This window comes from Streptomyces sp. NPDC006134 (assembly GCF_040628835.1).
In the GTDB taxonomy this organism is placed as follows: Bacteria; Actinomycetota; Actinomycetes; order Streptomycetales; family Streptomycetaceae; genus Streptomyces.
The window spans coordinates 63,856-84,188 of record NZ_JBEXTV010000008.1 but is presented as its reverse complement, the minus strand read 5'-3'; the positions used below and the strand labels follow the sequence as shown (position 1 = coordinate 84,188).

Below are 20,333 nucleotides of genomic sequence, written 5' to 3'. Positions count from 1 at the left end.
GTTTCGTCACCAACCCGCCCTTGCTCGACGCGTTGCCGCGAAGAGATCCTCCTCCGCAGAGATGGAGGAGCCCGCAGCCGCGTAGTAATTCAGAATCTTCGTCACGTTGTTTCCGGACCCGGCACCCGCAAGAGCCCCGGAAAGCGATGAGGAGATACCGACAGCTCCACGGACCTGCCCAACGCCAGGCGGGGTGAAGTCCGTGGCTGCTACGTCATCGGTGAGACCCCGCAGCGATGCACGCACGGCGTCATAGCGGGACTCCAGACCCCGAATGAATCCGTCGATCACCAATTGACCAGCATTCATCAGCAATGTGGCGTCCCGCTTTTCCGGGCCCTTCCACGAGGTCAGTTTGTCGGTCAGTCCGCCAAGGGTGTCCTTGACCGAACCAAACATGCCCTTGATGCCGGATATGAAGCCCTCGATCAGCTTCTTACCGGCGTCGACGAGCGTCGACCCGATGCCGACCAGTGCCGCCTTTGCCTCACCGGGCAGTTTCTTGACGGTCGAGACGACCGTGCCGACCGATTCCTTTACGCCCTGCTTGATGGCGCCCCAGGCCAGCTCGCACGCCGCCTTGATGTCATTCCACGCCGAGTTCCAATACTGCCGCAGGAGTGTCATGGCAGCATTCGGAATTTCCCTGATCTCGGTCATGACGCTGGACCATCGCGATGTCAGGCTGCTCCACAGTTCGATCGCGACCGTCTTGACCGCAGTCCAAGCGCCGCTCCAAGCGGTCTTGAAAAGGGCCATGGTCTTCTTGGCGGTCCCCAGGATGCTGACGTTCATAACGACCTGGAAGGCCCCGGCGATCATGTCCCAGATCGAGGACCAGATCTCCTTTACGCCGTCGAGGAACTGATGGAAAGCCTCTCCGAGGTCGGACCAGTCTCCAGTAAAGACACCCTTAAAAAAGCCAATCCACATCTGGAAGTAGGCCGAAATGGCTTCCCAGACGCCCTTGAAGAACCCGACGAATCCTTCAAGGAGTTGCGAAACTCCGTTGATCGCCGACGTGAAGGACGTGACCAGGACTTCGACGATCAGCTCCAGAACCGGGAGCAGGATCGGCAGCAGGAGATCTGCGAGCGCCGTGAAGGCGGCAAGCAGGGGAGCCAGAGCCGCAGCCGCTCGCGCGATGGCGTCAGCCAGTGGCGGAAGCAGCGAGGAAACGAGGGTCTGGATTACCGGCAGTAGCGGCGTCAGAACCGTTTCGAGGAGCTGGAGAAAAATCGCGACGAGCGGCGAAAGCGCCGTCGCAACCGTCTGGAAGGCCGCACTGACAACCGGGATGATCGGCGCCAGACCCTCGGCGAATGCCGAGATGATCGGCGCCAGGCCCTCGGCGAGCTGGACGACGAGCGGGCCTACCGCCGAGATCGCAGCTGTCAGAACGCTGCCGAGCAGTTCGGCAACGGGTGTGACGGCGGGAAGGAGAGCGGTGAAGGCGTCGGCCAGCGGAACCAGCGCTGCGGCCACCAGCGGGCCGAGCATCGCCGCGAAGTCGCCGACGAACTGTGCGAGAGTGCCGAAGGCTTGGCCCAGCGGGGCCATGGCTGGTGCCAGGGCGGTCACCGCGGCCTGGATGCCGTCGAACAGGCCCTTAACGCCGTCCAGCACTGCTGTCTGCGACAGGGCGCCGGCCACCGCCCCAAGGGCCGTGCCGATGATCGCGCCTACCTGCGGCAGTACGTCTTGCAGCAGCCCGGCGATGCTGCGCAGAAACGTCTCGACGGCCGGGCCCGAGACGGTGGCGATCTCCTGCATCGCCTGGTGGGCCGCGTAGAAGGTCTGGCGCAACCCGTCCTGGAAGCCGTCGCTGTCGACGATTCCATGGATGCGGTCGAGGTTCTCGGCCAGCGAGTGCAGCGATGCCCCGCCGGCCTCCTCGGCGGCCCTGGCGACGCCCGCGAGAATCCCGCCCGTGTCGGCGAGGACCGACCCGAGATCCTTCAGGGCGGCAATGCCCTGGTCGATCATGTTCTTCAGGCCGGACTCGCCCTTGGCCTGAAGCCAGCCGTCGAACTGCTCGCTCAGGTCGACGAACCACTGGCTGAGCTGCGGGAGGTAGGAGGTGCCGACCTTGCCGAGCGTCGCGATGATGTCCGCGAAGGCGCCCGTGCCCGTGGTGGCGATCTTGATTGACCCGGACAGGTCAGTGAACATCTGGCCCAGGGCCGGACCGAGCGAATCGCCGAGCTGGGACGCGAGGGAGCCGAAGAACCCGCCGAGCTCCGTGGCCGTCTGGGAGACGCCTGCTGTGAACTGCGGGAGAAGGTTGTCGACGACGTTGCGGATCGGCTCCGCCGCCTGAGCCCAGAACTTCTCGCTGATCGTGTCCTGGAGACCGCTCAGCGCGGCCTTGACCTCGGGTACGACCTTGTTGAAGTCGCGGAAGGCGGCGATCGTGACGCCCAGGCCGACCGCGATGCCGCCCAGGGCGCCGGGCAGGAGAAGGGCGGTCGGAAGGATGGACGCCAGCGACGCCGAGAGCGCAGCGAGGTTCGAGGTCGCCGCGATTCCGGCGCCGGCCAGCCCCAGGATGGCCGTGGCCAGCGTCCCGATAATGGGGACGCTCTTGTCCAGGTTCTTCAGCGAATTGGCGACGCGATCGAAAATATCGCCCAGCACCCGCGCTCCCGAAAGGGCGGCGAGTGCAGCGGTTACCCTGGCCGCCGCCGCCTCATTGAGCGTCGGGAGAATGGAGACCGTACGAGGGCGGGTCAGGTAGGCGAGCCGGGCGTTCACCACGCTTGTGGCGCCGGTCGGGAAATTCAGCTCGACATCGACCTTGACCGGGCTGACCCGGTTCACCCAGTGGTTGATGTCCCGCTTGACGCGATCCGTCGAGTCCTCATCGAGCTGAAGCTCGACCTTGCCCGTGGCGGTGAGGTCGCCGACTTCGAACTGGATCTTCTCGGCCCGCTGAGCCTTGTTCTGAAGCTCCCGCCGGGCCTTCTCCACGGCCGTGGCCATCCCGTTGGTCGAGATGGTGGTGTAGAAGCGGATTTTACGGCTGTCGGTCGCCCGGTTGTCGCGGTTGATGTCCCGCACTGCTTCGAGGACTTCCCTGCGGGCCCCGGTGGTGTCGATCTTCGTGCCGATCTTCACCGTGAGCTGTTGCTCGATTCGTTCGAGCTCCCGCTTCGCCTTCTCCTTGAAGTCCGACGTGTCGGGAAGGATGCGCACAGCGATGCGCCCGATGATCTTGCCCGCAGGCATGAGCTACCTCCCGGAAAGCCGCGCGTAAATCTCGGCCACCGAGACTCGCCTTTGTGCCTTGTTCTCTGTCTGCGTCTTCGGCTTCGGGCGGGGGTACGGCGGGATTTTCGGCACCTTTCCCTTCGCCCAGTTGCCCGTGGCCTTCGTATTGGAATTCAGCGCGTCAAAAAGGTCGGCTTGCATGTGGCGGTCCACACCCCAGCCGAAGAATTCACGGCCGCCCGACGCGAGGGCCACCGTCATAGAGGTGTCGGGCAGCCTCTGCACCATGAGGAGGACGAGAGCGGGAGAGGGCCCTCGGCCGGCGATCACGTCGGCGAGATCAACGCCGTAGTAGAAACGCAGGTCCGCGTACAGGCCCTCGCCGTACTCGTCGATCAGGCGGCAGAGGCCGAGGCTTCCCCCACCTGCGTGGCCTCGCCGTAGACCTCGAAGACCTGGGCGAGAACAGCCAGGTCTTCACCGATCTCGGCCAGCAGCGCATCCGCCGCGGTCTCGTTCTGCGCCACGAGGCGGATGGCCTTTGCGAAGAGCTGCTCCTGATCGCCGCCCTCGTTGATGCGGTCCTGGAGGGTAGTCAGCTCCTCGCGCCGCGCCTTGGGCAGACGGAGGGGGTTGAGCAGGCGAACAACCGTGCCGCCGACTTCGATATCGGTAGACCCATAGCGGGCCTCGGCGGCCTTGCGGATGTCGTCAAGCGTGTAAGAAGCCATGGGGGTGCGGACCTCCGGAGTGGGAAAACAGGGGAACGCGGACCGAAAAGAAAGAGGGGGTGCCCCGGCGCGAGCTGGTCCGCAGAGCTCGCGCCGGAAGCGATTAAGCGGCGACGCCGCCAGCCCAGGAATCTCCGTCCCAATGCGCGTTGGTTCCGTCGCCCAGAACGACGTACTGGCCGGCCGTCCACGCGGTCTTCGGGTCAGCCGTTACATCGACCAGTGAGGCGAGATTCGTGGGGACGACAGCCCCGTCCGGGGTGAAGATGCCGGGGGTTCCGGCCGTGGCCCCTGTGGCTACCGCGCCGCCGAGCGGAGTCACCGCATAGGTCCAGGAATTCGCCCCATACACCATCGGCTTCACGCCGAGCGGCAGACCAGCGAGGCTCTCCGTGTCGGAGATGGCCATATCGTCGTTGCGGTAAATCTCGGCCTTCGGCGCGTACAGCGCGAAATGGTTCTCTCCGTCCACGAAGACCGCCAGAAATGCGGCCTTGGTGGGCTCGGGCTTTGCCGGGACACCGATAGTCCCGTCCGGCAGGTCAGGAGCATTGGCGCCGAAATAGAGACGGAGACCAACCTCGTCGAATTGCTGCAAAGTAAAGGTCATCGTCTCGGTCCGAGCCGAATACTTGGTGCGGAGAGACTGGTTCTGGAGGGAACCGATCGTGGTTGCCTCGCCGCCTTCGGAAGTGATTCCGAAAACGTCTTCAAGGCTGGTGTGGCCGACGTTGGTCCACGGGCTCACGGGTACAAGAAGATCGCCGGGCATGGGAGTGCCGACAGGCGCGATCAGGTAATTACCGGAGCCGACGACCAGAGTTGCGTTGTCGTTGAGCGGCAAAAGAAAGAACGTTTCCTCACTCGCGCACGCCAAAGACCCCGGCGCAAGGAAATGCGGCCGGGGTCCGGGTGCGGCGGATTACTGGGTAGAGAAAGGGCGAGTGCGCGGCCGACGAATCTGGATGTCGTAGACCGCTTCGTAGCGCCAGACACCCGTAGGGAGGTCGGCGTACTGCACAACGCCGTCCGCGGTGGCCCAGTCGGAGGCGCGGCGGGGCGCCGAGCTCATGTCCACGCGGGTGATGTGCCCCAGGCCGGGATAGACCTCGTGTCGCAGCCAGGCGTCACGGAGGACGACGCGGGCAGCCTCGGACAGGACGGCCGCGTCCCGGTCTCCGTCAGGGTCGGTGGCGAAGCACTGCACGGAAACACGAGCGGAGTCGACGAAGCGGCTGTCGCCGTCCCACGTGCCGAAGCTCGGGTCTCTCCGAACGAGGACCAGCGGGAACGTCTGGTGTCGCTCGATCAGCGACTTCACGGCGATGCCCGGCAGGCCCTTGCGCAACACGGCCAGGAGGAGATCCTCGACCGGGCTGAGCTCCGCGAGTGCCTTGATGTGATCAGGGATGCCGGCCACTACACCCGCCTCCGCCTCTTGGGGAGCTGGGCTGCTCGGGTCAGGATGTAGAGGCCGTTCGACGCGCCCACCCTGGCCGTGTACTCGTTGCCCGCCCGGTCCTTGCGCGTGACCTCGTAGGCGCGATGGCCAAACTCGATGGCTGCTGCGGAGTTCCGGTAGGACGCGTCCGGGTCATGCGCCTGGTTGCCGTGCGCGTTGTCCGCCAGGACCACGTACTTGTCGTAGTCGCCCTCTTCCACGTCGATGTGGGCGACGCCGTCCTTGCGGTGCTGAACGAGCAGCTCCTCCGCGCGGGCCGCAACCTCGAAAAGAACACGCTCCAGCTCGTCCCGCACGTCCTGGTGCCGGGAGACGATCTCTGGTGTCGACTCGTACATGAACGCCATCAGGGCCGCTCCCGTATGTCGAGCGACCAGTGCCGGGTGCGGCGGTCGCCGTGATGGTAGGCCGGCGGGGAAACCACGTCCCACTGACGGCCCGCGTACTCCACGCGGGACCAGAGCGAGACACCTTCGAGGTTGGCGTCCACGATCATGCGGGTGACGTTGATCTGCTGCTGACCGGGCAGCTCCGCTCTCGCACTGCGCTGGGGGATGAACACTGCCCGCACCTCGATCGGGCCGTTCGGGTCCGCCACGGCCACCGTGTTGCCCCGGCCGTCTGTGACCTCGATCGTCCGCCAGACACGAACCGGCTGGCCGCGCCGTCGCTGCATGCTCACCACGGCCCCCGATCAGTCGGGAACATGGGGAAAGGGGCGCCGTCGTAGTCGACCGGGACCATGCCCACTCGACTCGGCGCGCTCTGGGTACTCCACGCGGAAACGGGCACGCTCGTCAGCCCCGGCCGGGTCCCGGCCAGATTCTCAAGGAGCCTGATTTCCTCGCGGGTGTAGTGCACCGACCCTGCGTCTCGGCCGTGGGCATCGCTCCAGGCCAGGGTCTCGTCACCGGCTCGGCTCTGGGTGTAGCCGTGGGGGTTGCGCACGTACCGGGCAGCGGCCCGAAGCACGAGGGTCCGGACCAGCCGGGGCACCGTCTCCTCGGGCCACTCCCGGCCGTAGGTCATGGCCAGGTCGGTCGCGTCGTCCAACGCGCTGGCAGCGATCCGGAGTTCGTCTTCGTCGAGCTCCCAGTCCAGGCGGCCCATCAGCTCGTCGAGCGTCGCGTAAGCCACCGCTCGACCTCCTTTCTGAGAGGCCGGCGGGCCGCGCTCCTGGTCTGCTCAGGTCTCGCAGCCCGCCGTCCGGATCAGGCGTTGGCCGGGTCGGCTTCGGGCTTCATGCCGCTGGGGGTCCACACCTTCGCGTCCGAGATGCCGGTGATGGTCGCCAGCTCGCTGCCCGCCTCCGGGTAGTTCGAGCTGCCGTCGAGCGTCAGCTTGATGCCGCGCACGAAGTGCTCGCCGGTGGAAACGATCTCCTTTTCACGCGCCGGGTCCCAGCCGACCAGCACGTCCTCGACGGAGCGGAAACCCTGGTAGCAGTTGACGATGCTCCGGTCCTGGAACGTCTCGGAGTCATAATCTCGCAGCCAGCGCAGGGCCAGCCCCTCAAAGGAGGTCGTGGCGCCGAAGGGGACGGACTGCGGCACAGAAGGCGCCGCCGAAGCGAAGATGAATCCGGACTTCGCGAAGGCGTAAGCCGAGTCGGCCGGGATGGTCTGATCCACAATGAACTTAAAGCCGTATCGGTGGCCGAGCGTGGCATTCACCAGAGCGGATTCCGCCTCGGAGTCACCGACGTTCGAAGCGAGGTTCAGGTCAGGATCGGAAAGGAGAACGGTCTCGAAATCCGAGCCCACGACCATGTACCGGTCACCGTCAGGGACGTTAAACTTGTTCAGCACGCGGCGGGCTTCGATGATCGCCTTCCGCATGGCCTGCTCGGCGTTGCCGATCGTCACAGCGTACGGCTGGTCAACCAGGGTCTTCACCGCCCGGCGGGCCAGGCCGCGGGCCACCGCCTTCACCTGCGGGCGAAGCAGCTTGCCCCACTGCGGGATATCGAAATCAGCCTGTTCGTCCGTGAGCTTGACACCGTTGTAAACATTCCCGCCGAACGTGACGGGAATGGTCCGCTCGGCGTACTCGTCAAAGACGACACGCTGACGGGTTCCGGGCGTCGAGCTGCCAGCGGAACCGGAACGCCACTCGTAGTCATGGAAGGGCAGGACACCTTCAACGACGACGTTGATCGTATCGTTCTTGGCGCCCTTGAACTTGTCGACGCCTTCCTTGATGAACAGATTCGGAATGACGAGCTCCTGCTCCAGCATCCCGATAGCCGTAGCGATCAGCTTTTCCGGCTTGACCACCATGTGTTCGGCCGTCACTAAGCCTCCTTGGGCATAAAAAGGGCCCCCGGATTCGGAGGCATAGCTAATAGGGGTCCGATCTCAGATCAGCGGCGGGTGAGCCGCGCGAGCTTGCGCGGGTCCAGATCGCCGTCGTCCCCGTCGTTCGGGTCCAGCCCGCCGCCCAACGAGGCCGGCGGGGCAGGGGCGAGAAGGCTCTGCAGAGCCTTCGCATGAGCTTCGAGCTCCTCGGCTGTCTCACCCTTCAGGGCCTCGGCCAGGAGCTCGGGCAGCTCGTACTTGCTGGCGACCTTGGTCACCAGAAGGGAGCGTTCGAGCCGGGCGTTCTCCGACTTCACCTCGGCGAGCGCGGCCTCGAATTCCTCGGGCGACTTGGCACCCGAGAGCTGCTCCTCGGCCTCCCGGAGACGAGCGCGGTAACTCGTTGCCTCATTACGAACCTTCGTCAGCTCCTTACGGGCCCAGTCCGGGAGCTCGTCCTCCGGGGCCTGCGACGAATCCGCGGCGGCCTCCCCGTCCTGCGACTGCTCGCCACGGGCCTGCTCGTCCTCGGTACGGGCGGTCTCGTCGTTGGTGTTCGAGGTCTGCTCGGTCATGGTCAGGTCTCCTGGGCTGTGCTCGCGGCGCGCGCCTCCTGGGCTGCGGCCTTCTGCCTCTCGCGTTGCTTCTGGCGGATGAACCGCCGCCAGACGGTGAGCGCACTCTTCCCGACATGGCCCTTCGTCACCTTGGGCCACAGGGCTTCGTACTCGCGGTTCAGCGCGAACAGCTCGGACGCACCAAACTGCTGCCTACTGAAGATCGGCGCGGCATAGCAGTGGCAGTTGTCGTGGTAGAGGTCGCCGTCCGCGAAGGTGGCGCTGGCCTCCGACTTGTAGGCCACGCCCCGGCTGATCAGCATGGCGCAGAAGCCGCACGGGGTGCCCGTACGAGAAACCCGCACGTAGCCCAGCGCCCGGCGGTCGCGCCGCATGTGAGTCCAGATCGCCGACCTGCCGCCGTGCATCGCCACTCGGGACGCGGCTGCGGCCTGCTGCGCGCCGGCCTGCCGGTGAGCCTCTGCACGCTGCCGGTCCGCGTCCCGCGCGGGCTGCTCCTCGTCCACCTGGGAAAGGCGCCTGTCGAGATTCGCGGTACCAAGCGCGTCGAGCACCGTGCGGAGTTCCTCCTCCGCCTCCCGCTCGATGCGCTCCTCTTCATCCCGAAGCCCTTCGAGCTCCTCGACGAGGATGCGCTCCCAACCTTCGTCGTCGAGCTCCTGGTCGACGTCGGGCGCCACCTGGGCGCCGTCTTCGACAGAACCGGTCACGGGTGTCGGGGCGGGCGAGGCTTCCCCGCGCTCGACGGTCGCGGCCTCGCCACCCAGCTCGGGAGCAGGCGGGGTGTAGTGCCCGCCGGCCAGCGCGGCGAACTGCTCACGCAGATCCGTGAGCGTCACATACGCGGGCTCAGGGTGGTACGGGTCCGCCACGGTCGTGCCCGTCAACAGGGCGCGGGCCAGCCGGTAGTAGGCCCGAGCCAGGTCCCGGGACTGGCGCCTGCGGCCCATGACGAGGGAGATCGCCCGACGCAGCCAGCCGCCGGCCGTAGCCGCGCGGCGCGCGGCCGGGACCTCGGACCACAGGGCCAGCGCCTCGGCGGTCGTCTGAACGCCGATCTCCGAAAGCGCGATGTGGAAGGCGACCGATGCCTGTTCCGTCTCCTCCTGCCGCGCCGCGCTCGTCACGCTGCCTCCGCGAGCTCACCGGTAGAGGTCGCGCGGGTAATTGCCGTCGAGAGCTGTCGGATCGAATCCTCCTCCTCCGAAAGCTCTTCCCAGTTCTCGTATTCCGTCTGGGTGACGCCGGGTACCCTCTTCCAAAGGCCCTTGGCGGGAATCCCGAGCTGCTCCTTCAGCTTGCCGAGAGCATCGGCGGCCTGCGCCAAGGAGCGCGATTCCATGTCACGCCAGATGACTTCCCCCTGATAGTCCTCCGAGCCCCTGTTGCCGGAAAGCTCGGCGGCGAGACGAAAAACTCTTTCCCAAGACTCTCCGAAGGCCGTCCGAAACTCCGCAATCTTGCGACTCAATGCTGTTTCCGCAGCTAGGAGGGCCTCTGCGCTCAAATTGGCGATCTGCCCCAACAAATGGTGAGGCGGGGTCTGGCTGACCGCCGCAAGGTGCCTTATGGACATATCCACGCTGTCAATGAACCCGCCGAGGGGAGTTTCGTCCAGGCTCCCGAATTTAACGTCGGGGTCCTCGGCGAACAAAAATCTGCGCGCGTTGTGGTTGATAGGCAGCGGAATGGGGTTGCCGTTCTCGTCGAGAACCGGATCACCCGTTTCAGGGTCCCGCTTGATAGGGGGAGCCATGCCCGTTGCTGTACGGACTTTCACCGACGCGTAAGTCTGCGCAACGAGAAGGTCGAAGATGGTTTGATTGATCCTGTTTTGGAGAGCGATCATCGGCTCGATCACGCCGAGCGTCCGGCCCTCCAGGTCCACCAGCGAGGCGAACCGCGTCACTGGACACTCGGTGGAGCCGTGCCTTCGCACTCGCGAGACCGCGAGACCCGTCTCGTCGACCAGGCCCCGGAACGTGACCGCGTACTCGTACCGGGCATCCCACATGCGCGCCCGGCCGCGCGTCTCACCCGAGGGCCAGGCCGTGACCGTCAGGGCCGCATACGGCACGTCATCGTTCGCCGGGTCCTCGAACAGCGCTGAGGTCTTCAGCGCGGACAGACCCTTCGTGCGAACGAGGCCGGCGGCATCCTTCTCGGTGACCGTGAAGCTGTGCCCGTATGTCAGGGCGCCCCGGTACACAGCAGCCTGCCGGGCGTCCAGCCGCGACCGCTGCCAGTGCGCCCACTCCGGGGTAGTCGTCTCCACTGCTGCGGGCAGGCCGTCCGCGGCCTGGCCCGGCCGGTAACCGTCGACGTAGAGCGCCTGAGCGGGGGTTCCGACGAGAAGGGGCATCCAGTTCGACACCGCACGCCGGGCGAGGAGCCGGTACTCGTCATCCGCCTGGGGCGGCATATACGGGTCGTCATGGCGACCGTGGAGGTAGTCGTCGATCCGTCGGAGCCGGTCACCGTCCTTGTGCAGGATGGCGAGGAGCTGCCGCGCGAGCGCGGCAGGGGACGCGTCAGCCATGCGCCACCCCCTTACGTTCAAGTAAGCCCTTCGGGTCAGAGGAAGAAGCCGCGACCGGTGCGCTTCCGCTTCTTCCGGCCGCGAGCCCGCAGGTCGACCAGGGCCTCGTGGGCAAGCAGCAGTGCCGCGTACGCGTCGATTTTCTTCGGGCTGTCCTTGCTTTCCTTACCGAAGCTGATTCCGTAGTTGTTCGTGCGGCGCCGGGCGTTCAGCACGTGACGCCGAAGCGCCAGGTCGCCGTCGTGGCACAGCTTTTGGTCGAAGATGGTTCGCATAAGCCGCTCGTGGGCGTATGTGCTGGTCTTCTGCGATGCCCGCATGTCCCAGCCGATCGCGTCTCGCCCCGGAGCCTTGACCGCGAGGCCCTCACCGTATGCGTCAGACCATTCGGAGATGTAGCTTTCCCAGAGGGCCACGTCGGCATAAAAGCCCTTCACCTCGAAGGTGCTGAATGCCTCGTGGACGGCTGAGTCGACCTGTGCCCGGGGGACTTCCCAGCCTTGGCCGGCCGGTCCGTCCGGACGCTCCCAAAGGCCCAGAACGAAGGCGCACATGTCGCTGATCCTGAGCGCGATGAGGCAAGTCGAGTCGTCGGTCTTGCCACCGTCAAACCCCATGACGATTTCGTCGCCGGGCGCCAGGACCTTCGTCTCGTCCCGCAGTACGTCCCACTCCGCCGGACCGTAGATCGCGTCCTCTTCGGCCACAATCTGGTTGAGCCACATCCGGCGGCTGCGTGACGGCGAGAGGGTGGTGTCGAGAATCGACTGAAGGATGGTCTCGACGCGCAGCCAAACCGCGTCGCCTCGAATTTTGGGCAGGACGATGCGAATGGCCTCGGGCGTGAGCGGCGTCTTTGGGTGGGCCTCTATCGAGTCGTAGAGAAAGCCGATGTCGGCCGCCCGGCCTTCACGGATCTTATCGAAGGCTTCTCGCATCTGCTCGGCAACAGAGTCCTCGCCAGGCAGAAAGGCATTGGTGATCGCCAAGTAACGCGAATCCCGCTTGGTCGCGTTACCGTCGATCGTCTGGTACATCTTGTCGCCGTTATTGCCCCGCACCCAGTGGTGCGTCTCATTGAGCACAACAAACGTGGACCGTTAAAGACCGCGCCCCCTCAAGGGCGCGGTAACTACTGGTCACCGCCTCAAGTCGCTGACGCCCGCGATTCGCTCGAATGAGTTCGGCACCGGCCTTGATACCGTATGTTTCGATCAGGCGATCAGACATGAGGCTAGGCATCAGCGTCATCGTATTTTTCGTCTGATCCCTCGAAACGGCGGCAATTTGCACCCAGGCTTGGGGGTGCGGTACTCCAACCGGGCTACCGGAAGCGTCCCAATGGGAAAAGCGCGAAGGGCCGACAAATTCGACCAACGCCATAACGGCAAGAAGAGGGTCCTTACCGTAAACCCCAGCCCTTCAGGCGCTGCAAGACCCCCTTGCGGCACCGGAAACGGCCGGCCTCGTCGACTGCGTACCACCACAAAACGAAGCGGAGCTGCTCGGCCGTGAAGCGCCAGGGCCCACCGTCTTCGGCGCGCAGGTATTCCGCGCACCATCCGGCGATCTGCCAGCCAAGTGTGTGCTCAGGCAGCAGCCAGGAGCCGTCAGCGGACTTCTGCCATGTTGGGCCCAGGAATGTCGGCTCCAGGGCCTCGATCTCTTCAGCGGTCAGGGCTGATATGGGACTCACCTCCCCTCGAAGTCGGGCCGTCCTGCGGACGGTTCACTCCGCGAGCCCCAACTCCTTCCGATAGTCCGCAATGGCGAGGACTGCCGCGGACTGCTCTTCAGGTTCAGGCTCGTGCAGTTCGATACGGACGCGGCGCCGGTCGCCTTCTGCCACAAGGAGCCGCTCGAAAGCGGAGTAAATCGTTTGCAGCATCTGCCCAGACCTCTTGCCGGACTTCTTGTAGAAGCTGAGGTCTTCGCAGAGAGAAAAGGCGAATGCCCAGTCACTGTTTTGGTAGAAATCTGCCTGTCCGCTGGACTTCAGTGAGTCCCAGAGTCGCCGGGCGATGGGATGCCATTCACGATCGGCATTCGGAATCTTGACTTCGCGGAGAACGCCTTTGGTAACGGGCTGGACATCTCCGCCCTTGCGTTCGCGGGGGCGGGCGAGATCCGCCTCGCGGTTAGGTACGGGGCCCGGAATCTCGCCCACCTCCCTCTAATTGTTGGCCTCCGGGAGAGGAGCCTCGGAGGCCGGCGCGTGCTCGACAAGCCCAGCTTGGAGCTCAAGCGCATTTACAGCAGGCCGGGATGCTCCTCGGCCCGGCGGAATCGGCGCTCATGACGCCTACGTATCGCCGCCTTGGCCGTAGCCCCCTCGCGAGAGGACTTGACCCGGTGATGCCACCCACAAAGCGATTGGAGGTTGGGCTCTCGATGGTCGTCACCGGGAACAATGTGGTCCACGTCCGTGGCGGGTTCGGCACATCGCACGCCGTACTGATCTCGCGCCGTGCACTGGTGGCCGTCTCGGCGCAGGATTCTCGCTCGTATCTGCGCCCAGTTCTTAGGCAGTCGGGATTTTCTATCAGAAGAGCTCCAGGAAGGCATGAATACCTCCCTAGTCTTATGTAAGCCTTTTGGGGCTTCCCGCTGTGCGGCCCTTTCAGGGCCGCAAAAACAAAAGAGGCTTCCTCCTGTCGCCCCCGAAAGGGGGCTAAAGCCTTAGCCTCATTGCCTTCTACTTATATATAGGGAATGAGGGGCATACTCCCGGAAAGAGACGCCTGGGTGACCTGTGTCACAGGCGACGGCGGCAGCCGGAGCCTGGCAGCGGCCGAAGGGAGGGCTGTAGCGACGCGGCCCTGCTGGGGCCGCGCAGGGGCAGGCTGAACGGGCTAGACAAACGGAACGGCTAACTTGTACGTTCCCGTTGTGCCTGCGAGACGCAGGCGGCCCCGGCAAGGTGCGGGAACACCGAGCCGGGGCCTTCATCCCGGAGAGGTGACTCCAGAGATGCGAGTGCATCGTACCCAGCACGACCGCGCGTTCGTGGTCGTCCCCAACGCCGCAGCACGGCACGCCAAGCTGTCCCTGATCGCCCGCGGCCTCTTCCTGACGCTCCTGTCCCTGCCCGACAACACGCCAGTGACCATCGACTCGGTGACCGATCGCGTGGAAGAAGGCCGGCGGAGCGTCTCCAAGGCGTTCAAGCAGCTCGAAGACGCGGGCTACCTGCTGCGCACCCGCCACCAGGACCGCGAATCGGGCCTTTGGCGTACCGACCTGGATCTCTTCGACGTTCCGACCAACCGCATGCCGACGGTCGGTGAGCCGAAGGGCCGGACCATCGGCGGCTCTCCCAAGGGAGCAAAGAACCAGGAGAAGAACCTCCTCCTCCCCGGCGCGACGCCGAACGGCGACGGCGACAGGGCGCCCGAGGCCAGCAAGGAGGAGGAAGATTCCTCCAACGAAGACGAGCAGGAAGCGGCCAAGGCCGCCCCGGCTGACGCCGAACTCGGCCGCGCCGCCCAGACGCTCTCGAAGCTCGGGCTCACCGACCGGCGCCTGACGCTCAGCGCCGCCGAGGTGCTCCGCCTGGCGCCCCTGGCCGCCGCATGGCTGGCCGAAGGGCACAGCTCCCTCAAGATCGTCAACGCCCTGACGAATCGCCTGCCCGAGCAGGTCGACTCGGCCGCCGCCCTGGTGTCGTACCGGCTCAAGAACCAGATGCCTGCCAAGCCGCAGCCCAAGCGCGCCCCGGCGCCGGACACCCGCGCCCGCTGCGAGGGATGCGGAGCCGTCTTCCCCGCCGGCCGCAAAGGCGGCATCTGCGGGTCGTGCCGGGAGGAGCTCGACCGTGCCACCGAGCCGGTCACCGGCCCGGTGCCGCACATGCCGCCGACCACCGAGCTCGTGACAGCCGATGACACCGACGAGTTCGCCGCACGGCTGCGTCGGGGCCGCGCCCTCTGCCGCGCCGTCGTCGCCTCCGCCGCCGCCTGACCTGCCACCGGAAAGACCCGAAAGCACACCATGTCTTCGATGCACATGCCGTGGTACGCCCGCGTCGTCTCCACCGCTGGCAGGCCGTTCGTCCTCGTAGCCGCACTCGTCATGTCCGTGCCCGGTGAGATCCGCATGGCACAGCTGGCAGGCTGGCACGGCTCGATCACCTGGCTCATGCCGGTGTGTGTCTCGGCATACGCCGCGTGCGCCGCCGTCATCTCCGAAGTCCGCCGCCGCAGCGGACTGCCAGGCCGTGTCACCGCCACCATCGGCGCTGGCATGGCACTCGGGCTGGCACTGGCAGCCCAAGTCGTGGCACACCTGATCGACCGTGGATACCTGCACACCTCCGCCATGCTCGTGGCGGTCGTCTCCGCTGTGCCGCCGCTCGTCGTGGCACACATGCTGCACATGGCAGCCACGCCGGCCGCAGAGCAGAAGGCCGCCGAGCAGATGCGCGAGCTCGAAGCGACCACCGCCTTCTTCGCCCGCGAGCTGGCCGAGGCCCTCGACCTGGCAGGCCGACAGCTCGTGGCCAGGAGCCACGGGGTCACCAACGAGTGGAACGAGCTGGTGGCCGGCGCCGAGGAGCTGGCGGCACAGATCGACCAGGAGCTCGACCAGCGCGACGCGGAGCTGGCAGCGGTCGAGACGGCAGAGCGCAAGCCCCGGCGGCAGGGCCGCGCCAGGAAGGCCGTGCCCCTGAAGGTCGTGAAGGAAACGGTCGCCGCCATGCAGGCCGAGGGCGAGAAGGTCTCCGGTCCGGCCCTGGCAGAGCGTCTCGGTTGCTCCGTCCGGTCCGGGTACCGCTACCTCGGCGAGGTCCAGGTCGCATAGCCCGAACGCTGGCAGGTAGCGCCATCTGCACTCGGCAGGGTCCGGACGGCGCTACCGTCCTGGCAGTCGATGTGCCAACGAAGGAGTGCCAGATGGGTGCGGTCCAGGAGCCCACAAAGGAGATGATCCCGTACGTGACCGAGATCAGGGGTGAGTCCTTCTACCTGTACCGCACCGGCGGGGAAGCGCGGCACATGAGCCGGTACGAGGTGGCAGTGCCAGCCGTGGACGTGCCGGCCCTTCTGGCAGCGCTGGATCAGGTGACCGGCCACCTCGCGTGGCGCATCTGGCAGAAGGCGGACAACGGGAGCACGGACACGTCCTGGGTACTGCCACCGGGCGAGGACGGCGAAGCGCCGTACCCCGACTGGTCCGTGACGCGCGACGGCGACGCCATCGTGATCCGCGGGCCGTGGGTCGTGTGGCCTCCCGAGGACTGGCAGACGGAACCCGTCGTCGGCTGGGAAATCGCCTACCAGGACGTGGAGGAACTGCGTCGTGCCCTGTTGGCCGCCGACGAACGCAGCGCGCAGAAGTTCACCGAAAGCAACGAGGAGTCCCCACTCCGTCACTAGCCTGGAGTCATGACGACGAGCGATGGCCAGCCCACAGTGGGAGCCGGCGTGGACCCGCTAGACGACCTCGTGCTCACCGTGCGGGGTGACGAGAACAGCGCCGCGCCGGACTACGAACTCCCCCCGTCGGTCACGCTGGACAAGGCATCCGAGATTCTCGGGCTGGACCGCGAAGGAGGGCGTCGCAGGGTCAAGTCCGGCTCCTACCCCGTGCCCGTGATCGACCTCGGCCCGGCGGGGTACCGCGTCGGCACCGCACCGCTCATCCGGACCGCCGGGCTGGACAAGGTGCGGGAAGCGCTCCGCGTGCAGGGCTAAGGCGGGGTGAGGGCCATTCCCGCGCAGCGAGAATGCCCTATTTCCGCAGGTGAGAGGCCATTCGGCGTCGGCTGATCGACCCCGGAACCGTGGCACAATCCGAGCGGCTAAGACGTGGCGGTCCGGGAGCTGTCGCCGAAGGGGGCATACCCCACCCTCTTCGCCTGCTTGGGTGATTGTCGCGAGCGTGATGAAGTGGACATTTCCCGTGCGCGCGACGCGCGAGGCTGAGGAACGTGCGCGCCGCATCCGTCGCCTGCCTGCTTGACGGAAGGCGGACATTCCGGGCGGGAGAAACCAGGACAAGAGTGGATGTTGCGGAAGACTATTCGGACATCACGGACTCGGGGCTTGCGCGGCCCGTTCAACTAAGCCAATCTCGTCAACGTCACCGCGACGGACGCACCGAAGCGGCCGGTCGGAAACGAAGCCAGCACGGCGGGATACGCACGAGCCACCTGCGAAGGGGGCGGGAATCGACAGGCCGAGGAGTGGTCGGGCGGGACAGTGAGAGTGAGCCGGAACGGCTAACTTGAACGAAGCGGATCGGACCTGCTACGGTCTGAACCACGGCCGGAACCGCACTCCGCAAGGGGTCGGGGAAGGCCAAGCAGGGCAGCCGAAAGGCTAACTTGCACAGGCCGAACGGACCTGATACGGTCCAGGCCGAAGCGAAAACCGCAGACCGCAAGGACAGTTGGGTCGCTTCACTCGACGCCGAAAGGCTAAGTTGGACAAGAGGCGAAGATCCGCTAGGGTCGAGCCGCCGGGAGGCCCACGGGCCGAACGGGTGACCGATACGCCAGCATCCGGGCCACGGGTGCACCACCGCCGGGTGATCGGCGGGCCCCCTTCCAGGTGGCTGACTACCTGGGCAGGACTCGGGCAGGGCGGCAAGAAATTGCGGCCGGAAGTGCAGTGACTCGCCAGGGGAAAGACTTGGTAGGCGCGGACAAAAGCTGCCCTGCGGGGCGGTGAGTAGAAAGCAAGCTGCCGTAGCTTGAGAACTCAACAGCGAACGCGAATATGCGCAGCGGACTGGAGCGCGAAAGCGCCCGTCACCACCCGAGTGCCTCCATGTGGGGTGGGTGGGCTGCGAAATAGAAGAACGCGACGGTGCGCGAGGGCCGCGACTGCGGCAGAACTCCGTGCCCGACACATTGCCTAAACCAAACGTGCTGCGCCCACCAGGCCGAAGCCTGGTGGCGCGCTGAGACCTCACCGGCTCCGGTCGGTGGGGTGCCAGCGCTCCATCAACAGGTGGGGTGTATCAGCAGGCCGGCGTGGCCCGGCCTATCTGAAAGGGGACACATGTCCAGCACGTTGCAGGCGGTTACCGGCGTGAGCCTGAAGAAGGCTACGGATGGTGAGTGTCGCGGGGACCTGGCGGAGCATGTCGACCGCCTCTCGGAGCGCCTGTTCGCCGTTCAGCGTGAGTTGGACGCGGCACGGCGTGAAGTGCAGGTGGAGCGGAACTGGAGTGCTGATCTTGAGAAGTTGGCCCGCGATATGAAGGCCGAGCACTTCCGGATCGTGGACGAACAGGCCGCCCGCATATCCGAGTTGAAGGGCAAGGTTGCCGCCTTTGAAAAGGAGAACGTGTCGCTGGCGTCGCTGGCCGAGAATCTTGCGAAGCATGCGGACCTCGCCTGCCAGTACAGGGACGAGCGTGATGAAGCGTTGGCGACAATCGAGGTCCTGCGTCAGAACCTTGCCGAGAATCGGGCGAGTCAGCAGGTGCGTGAAGGTGTCCTCCGGGATGAGGTCGCGCACTGGATCAGCGAGCACGAGTGGGAGCGCCAGCGCGCGAACCGTGTTGCTCGGGAGCACGCGGACTTGCGGGATGCTTTGCGCTCCCTGCTGGGTGACGACGCCGACTCCTAGGCCCTGAACGGCTTAGTTGAACATAACGCCAGGCCGCCCTCCCGCGAGAGAGGGGAGGGCGGCGCATGAACGGCTCACGTTCCCGCTCGTAGCGGGGTCTGGGGGACAGGTCTGCCCGCGGCCGGCCTGTCCTCCGCCATGGCGAAACGCCCGACGCCGGGCGTCGCGACGGGGTGGTGCCTGTCGCCTGACGAGTCGGTGAGCCCCGACGCTGCCAGCCAACGAACACGAGAAGAGGCAACATGAGCGCGAAGATCGTCTCTCCCCAGGAAGCGAACTACTTCCTCATGCTGATCATCGGGACGGACGACCAGACCGACTACGTGCAGGAGTTCCTGTCCGAGGAGCCGGAGGACGTGAACGCCTTCGTGCCCGAAGGGTGGGAGCTGCTCGAAGACGAGTCCGAGGCGCGCATCCGTGGTTACCACGAGTGCGACTGCTGTGGACGGATGATCATGGATGCGCGGTACTGCGACGGCTGCCCCCGCGATGAGTGGGAGCAGTGCGACCCCGCCTCGTCGGACCACTGCTTCACCGGCTACTGCGATGGTCGGGAGTGCTCCTTCGAGGGCGAGTGCGAGCCTGCGCACGAGGTGCGCGTCTGGAACGAGGCGTCCGATCTCCTGGGGCTCTGGGAGGTCAAGGCCGAAGCGTCCGGCCGCGTCCGGGTGACGCAGGCCGAGGGGTACGAGAAGGGCGCCGAGTCGGGGTTTGACTCGTTGTGGTCGGCCTGGCAGTACGCCCAGGGCTGTGCGGAGATGCACGCCGAGATGCTGCGGGACGAGTGCCCGTGCGGAAAGGACGACTGCGGGGTGATGCACCCGCACGGAATCCACGTCCAGGAGGTCACGCACAACCGTGACCTTGCTCGGGCCTGAACGGCTTACTTGAACATGGCGAAACACCCCCGAAAGGGGGTGTCGCGACGGGGTGGTGCCCGTCGCCTGACGAGTCGGCATTCGCCGACATTGCCAGCCAATCAACACGCAGAAGAGGTCATATGCCCATGTCTGAAAACCCGCTTTCCTGGATTGTGGGGCCGCGTTGGGTGCCCGTGCGAATCCGGCATGACGGGCGGTCCTATGAGTCGGAAGCGTGGATTTCCGCTGAGGAGCGGACCACGCCGGAGCTGCTCGGTGAATATGAAATGCGGGATTACGTGCGCAACGTCGAAACAGGCTTCCGTATCGGCGCGGATGCTGAGTCACGCAAGCCGATAACGCTCACGGTGTCGGATGGGTCAGGTAGTGCCCTCGCCTACCTGCGGGCCGTTCCCTCCTCCTTCGGCTCTTATTACGTGTGGGAACACAACGGGCAGCCGGTCCGCCGGTAAACGCGTAAACCGCCCTACCTGAGTCAACGGTGCGGCGGTGGCGAAACACCCCTCCCTGCTGCAATCCGGCGGTGGGGGGAGGGGTGTCCACCCGGAGTGGTGTCCGGGTGCTGACGATGCCAGCCGAGGCAACGCAGAGAAGCCCACATGAAAGGCACACAATGCGCATTCCCTTCTTCACGGACTGGAACGAGCGTCGGAAGCTGCGGAACGAGTTCTCGTACTTGGCATTGGACGCCTTTTACAAGGCGCTCGACGATATCGACGCACTTGAGGCGAAGGTGGAAGCCGAGCGGGAAAAGGCGGCGAACGCCATTGTGCAGGCCAAGGTGACCGCGCTGGCTCACCGCGCGATGAATCACGCGGTGGCGGAGTTCGCCGAGCTCTTCGACAACTCCGACCTTGCGGCAGACCAGGCAGGCGGTTTCAAGTGCGCCGAAGTCGAAGCGCTCGCCGCTCTCCTGGCTGCGGCCGGACGCCCGGCTGCCGGTGAAATGTGGCTGGAGTTCCACAAGGTCGACGAGGCGGACGGGTTGGAGGAGAACGCCGAAGTTATCGAGGACGCGGAAGTCGTCGCGGGCTAATGCTCGCGGCCCCGGGGATAGG

At 65.8% G+C, this 20,333-nt stretch carries 23 protein-coding genes and 3 other RNA genes; 11 read left to right on the top strand and 15 right to left on the bottom strand.

Features of this window, described 5'->3' with window-relative positions; translation table 11 throughout:
- Window positions 1-6: 6 nt before the first annotated feature.
- The 15 genes from ABZ340_RS07490 to ABZ340_RS07420 all read right to left on the bottom strand — a co-directional run bounded on the left by ABZ340_RS07490 (window position 7) and on the right by ABZ340_RS07420 (window position 12,984).
- Window positions 7-3,228 carry a hypothetical protein gene (locus ABZ340_RS07490; protein ID WP_358780801.1) on the bottom strand — a complete coding sequence of 1,074 codons (3,222 nt, stop codon included), beginning with the start codon at window positions 3,226-3,228 and terminating at the stop codon, window positions 7-9.
- 3 nt (window positions 3,229-3,231) lie between these two features.
- Window positions 3,232-3,498 (bottom strand): hypothetical protein, encoded by a 267-nt coding sequence (locus tag ABZ340_RS07485; protein WP_358780800.1) that lies wholly within the window; start codon window positions 3,496-3,498, stop codon window positions 3,232-3,234.
- A gap of 107 nt (window positions 3,499-3,605) precedes the next feature.
- On the bottom strand, window positions 3,606-3,941 hold the full coding sequence (locus ABZ340_RS07480; protein WP_358780799.1) for a phage tail assembly protein: 336 nt from the start codon (window positions 3,939-3,941) through the stop codon (window positions 3,606-3,608).
- Window positions 3,942-4,044: 103 nt separating this feature from the next.
- A complete protein-coding gene (locus ABZ340_RS07475) occupies window positions 4,045-4,785 on the bottom strand; it encodes a hypothetical protein (protein WP_358780798.1) in 741 nt (246 codons plus the stop codon).
- Window positions 4,786-4,863: 78 nt separating this feature from the next.
- Window positions 4,864-5,361 (bottom strand): hypothetical protein, encoded by a 498-nt coding sequence (locus ABZ340_RS07470; protein WP_358780797.1) that lies wholly within the window; start codon window positions 5,359-5,361, stop codon window positions 4,864-4,866.
- The gene (locus ABZ340_RS07465; protein WP_358780796.1) at window positions 5,361-5,750 is read right to left on the bottom strand and encodes a DUF5403 family protein; all 390 of its coding nucleotides are present in this window, start codon (window positions 5,748-5,750) and stop codon (window positions 5,361-5,363) included. The genes ABZ340_RS07470 and ABZ340_RS07465 overlap by 1 nt, the downstream gene beginning before the upstream one ends.
- Window positions 5,750-6,079 (bottom strand): phage head-tail adapter protein, encoded by a 330-nt coding sequence (locus ABZ340_RS07460; protein WP_358780795.1) that lies wholly within the window; start codon window positions 6,077-6,079, stop codon window positions 5,750-5,752. Before ABZ340_RS07460 ends, ABZ340_RS07465 begins: the two co-directional genes overlap by 1 nt.
- Before the next feature lie 2 nt (window positions 6,080-6,081).
- Window positions 6,082-6,540: a hypothetical protein gene (locus ABZ340_RS07455; RefSeq protein ID WP_358780794.1), complete on the bottom strand. Its 459-nt coding sequence runs from the start codon at window positions 6,538-6,540 to the stop codon at window positions 6,082-6,084.
- A 74-nt stretch (window positions 6,541-6,614) separates the two neighbouring features.
- Window positions 6,615-7,697 (bottom strand): hypothetical protein, encoded by a 1,083-nt coding sequence (locus ABZ340_RS07450; RefSeq protein ID WP_358780793.1) that lies wholly within the window; start codon window positions 7,695-7,697, stop codon window positions 6,615-6,617.
- A 68-nt stretch (window positions 7,698-7,765) separates the two neighbouring features.
- On the bottom strand, window positions 7,766-8,275 hold the full coding sequence (locus tag ABZ340_RS07445; protein ID WP_358780792.1) for a hypothetical protein: 510 nt from the start codon (window positions 8,273-8,275) through the stop codon (window positions 7,766-7,768).
- A gap of 2 nt (window positions 8,276-8,277) precedes the next feature.
- The gene (locus ABZ340_RS07440; protein ID WP_358780791.1) at window positions 8,278-9,405 is read right to left on the bottom strand and encodes a hypothetical protein; all 1,128 of its coding nucleotides are present in this window, start codon (window positions 9,403-9,405) and stop codon (window positions 8,278-8,280) included.
- The gene (locus ABZ340_RS07435; protein WP_358780790.1) at window positions 9,402-10,817 is read right to left on the bottom strand and encodes a phage portal protein; all 1,416 of its coding nucleotides are present in this window, start codon (window positions 10,815-10,817) and stop codon (window positions 9,402-9,404) included. The genes ABZ340_RS07440 and ABZ340_RS07435 overlap by 4 nt, the downstream gene beginning before the upstream one ends.
- Before the next feature lie 35 nt (window positions 10,818-10,852).
- Entirely contained in the window at window positions 10,853-11,902 is a 1,050-nt protein-coding gene (locus tag ABZ340_RS07430) for a terminase (protein ID WP_358780789.1), read from the bottom strand.
- Between the two features lie 317 nt (window positions 11,903-12,219).
- Window positions 12,220-12,513, bottom strand: a complete 294-nt coding sequence (locus ABZ340_RS07425; RefSeq protein WP_358780788.1) for a hypothetical protein — start codon at window positions 12,511-12,513, stop codon at window positions 12,220-12,222.
- Between the two features lie 33 nt (window positions 12,514-12,546).
- A complete protein-coding gene (locus tag ABZ340_RS07420) occupies window positions 12,547-12,984 on the bottom strand; it encodes a hypothetical protein (RefSeq protein ID WP_358780787.1) in 438 nt (145 codons plus the stop codon).
- Between the two features lie 803 nt (window positions 12,985-13,787).
- Here ABZ340_RS07420 and ABZ340_RS07415 point away from each other — a divergent pair.
- The 11 genes from ABZ340_RS07415 (at window position 13,788) to ABZ340_RS07365 (ending at window position 20,311) form a co-directional block, all read left to right on the top strand.
- Window positions 13,788-14,777, top strand: a complete 990-nt coding sequence (locus tag ABZ340_RS07415; protein WP_358780786.1) for a hypothetical protein — start codon at window positions 13,788-13,790, stop codon at window positions 14,775-14,777.
- A 39-nt stretch (window positions 14,778-14,816) separates the two neighbouring features.
- On the top strand, window positions 14,817-15,617 hold the full coding sequence (locus ABZ340_RS07410) for a hypothetical protein (RefSeq protein ID WP_358780785.1): 801 nt from the start codon (window positions 14,817-14,819) through the stop codon (window positions 15,615-15,617).
- Window positions 15,618-15,751: 134 nt separating this feature from the next.
- On the top strand, window positions 15,752-16,192 hold the full coding sequence (locus ABZ340_RS07405) for a hypothetical protein (RefSeq protein WP_358780784.1): 441 nt from the start codon (window positions 15,752-15,754) through the stop codon (window positions 16,190-16,192).
- 9 nt (window positions 16,193-16,201) lie between these two features.
- Complete coding sequence (locus tag ABZ340_RS07400) at window positions 16,202-16,510, top strand: hypothetical protein (RefSeq protein WP_358780783.1); 309 nt, start codon at window positions 16,202-16,204, stop codon at window positions 16,508-16,510.
- 1,311 nt (window positions 16,511-17,821) lie between these two features.
- On the top strand, window positions 17,822-18,394 hold the full coding sequence (locus tag ABZ340_RS07395; protein ID WP_358780782.1) for a hypothetical protein: 573 nt from the start codon (window positions 17,822-17,824) through the stop codon (window positions 18,392-18,394).
- 139 nt (window positions 18,395-18,533) lie between these two features.
- An RNA gene (locus tag ABZ340_RS07390) (hammerhead ribozyme type II) lies at window positions 18,534-18,598 on the top strand.
- A 38-nt stretch (window positions 18,599-18,636) separates the two neighbouring features.
- A complete protein-coding gene (locus tag ABZ340_RS07385) occupies window positions 18,637-19,272 on the top strand; it encodes a hypothetical protein (RefSeq protein WP_358780781.1) in 636 nt (211 codons plus the stop codon).
- Window positions 19,273-19,288: 16 nt separating this feature from the next.
- Window positions 19,289-19,355: hammerhead ribozyme type II (locus ABZ340_RS07380), an RNA gene on the top strand.
- Between the two features lie 45 nt (window positions 19,356-19,400).
- The gene (locus ABZ340_RS07375) at window positions 19,401-19,727 is read left to right on the top strand and encodes a hypothetical protein (RefSeq protein WP_358780780.1); all 327 of its coding nucleotides are present in this window, start codon (window positions 19,401-19,403) and stop codon (window positions 19,725-19,727) included.
- 38 nt (window positions 19,728-19,765) lie between these two features.
- An RNA gene (locus ABZ340_RS07370) (hammerhead ribozyme type II) lies at window positions 19,766-19,856 on the top strand.
- 32 nt (window positions 19,857-19,888) lie between these two features.
- The gene (locus ABZ340_RS07365; protein WP_358780779.1) at window positions 19,889-20,311 is read left to right on the top strand and encodes a hypothetical protein; all 423 of its coding nucleotides are present in this window, start codon (window positions 19,889-19,891) and stop codon (window positions 20,309-20,311) included.
- Window positions 20,312-20,333: the final 22 nt, after the last annotated feature.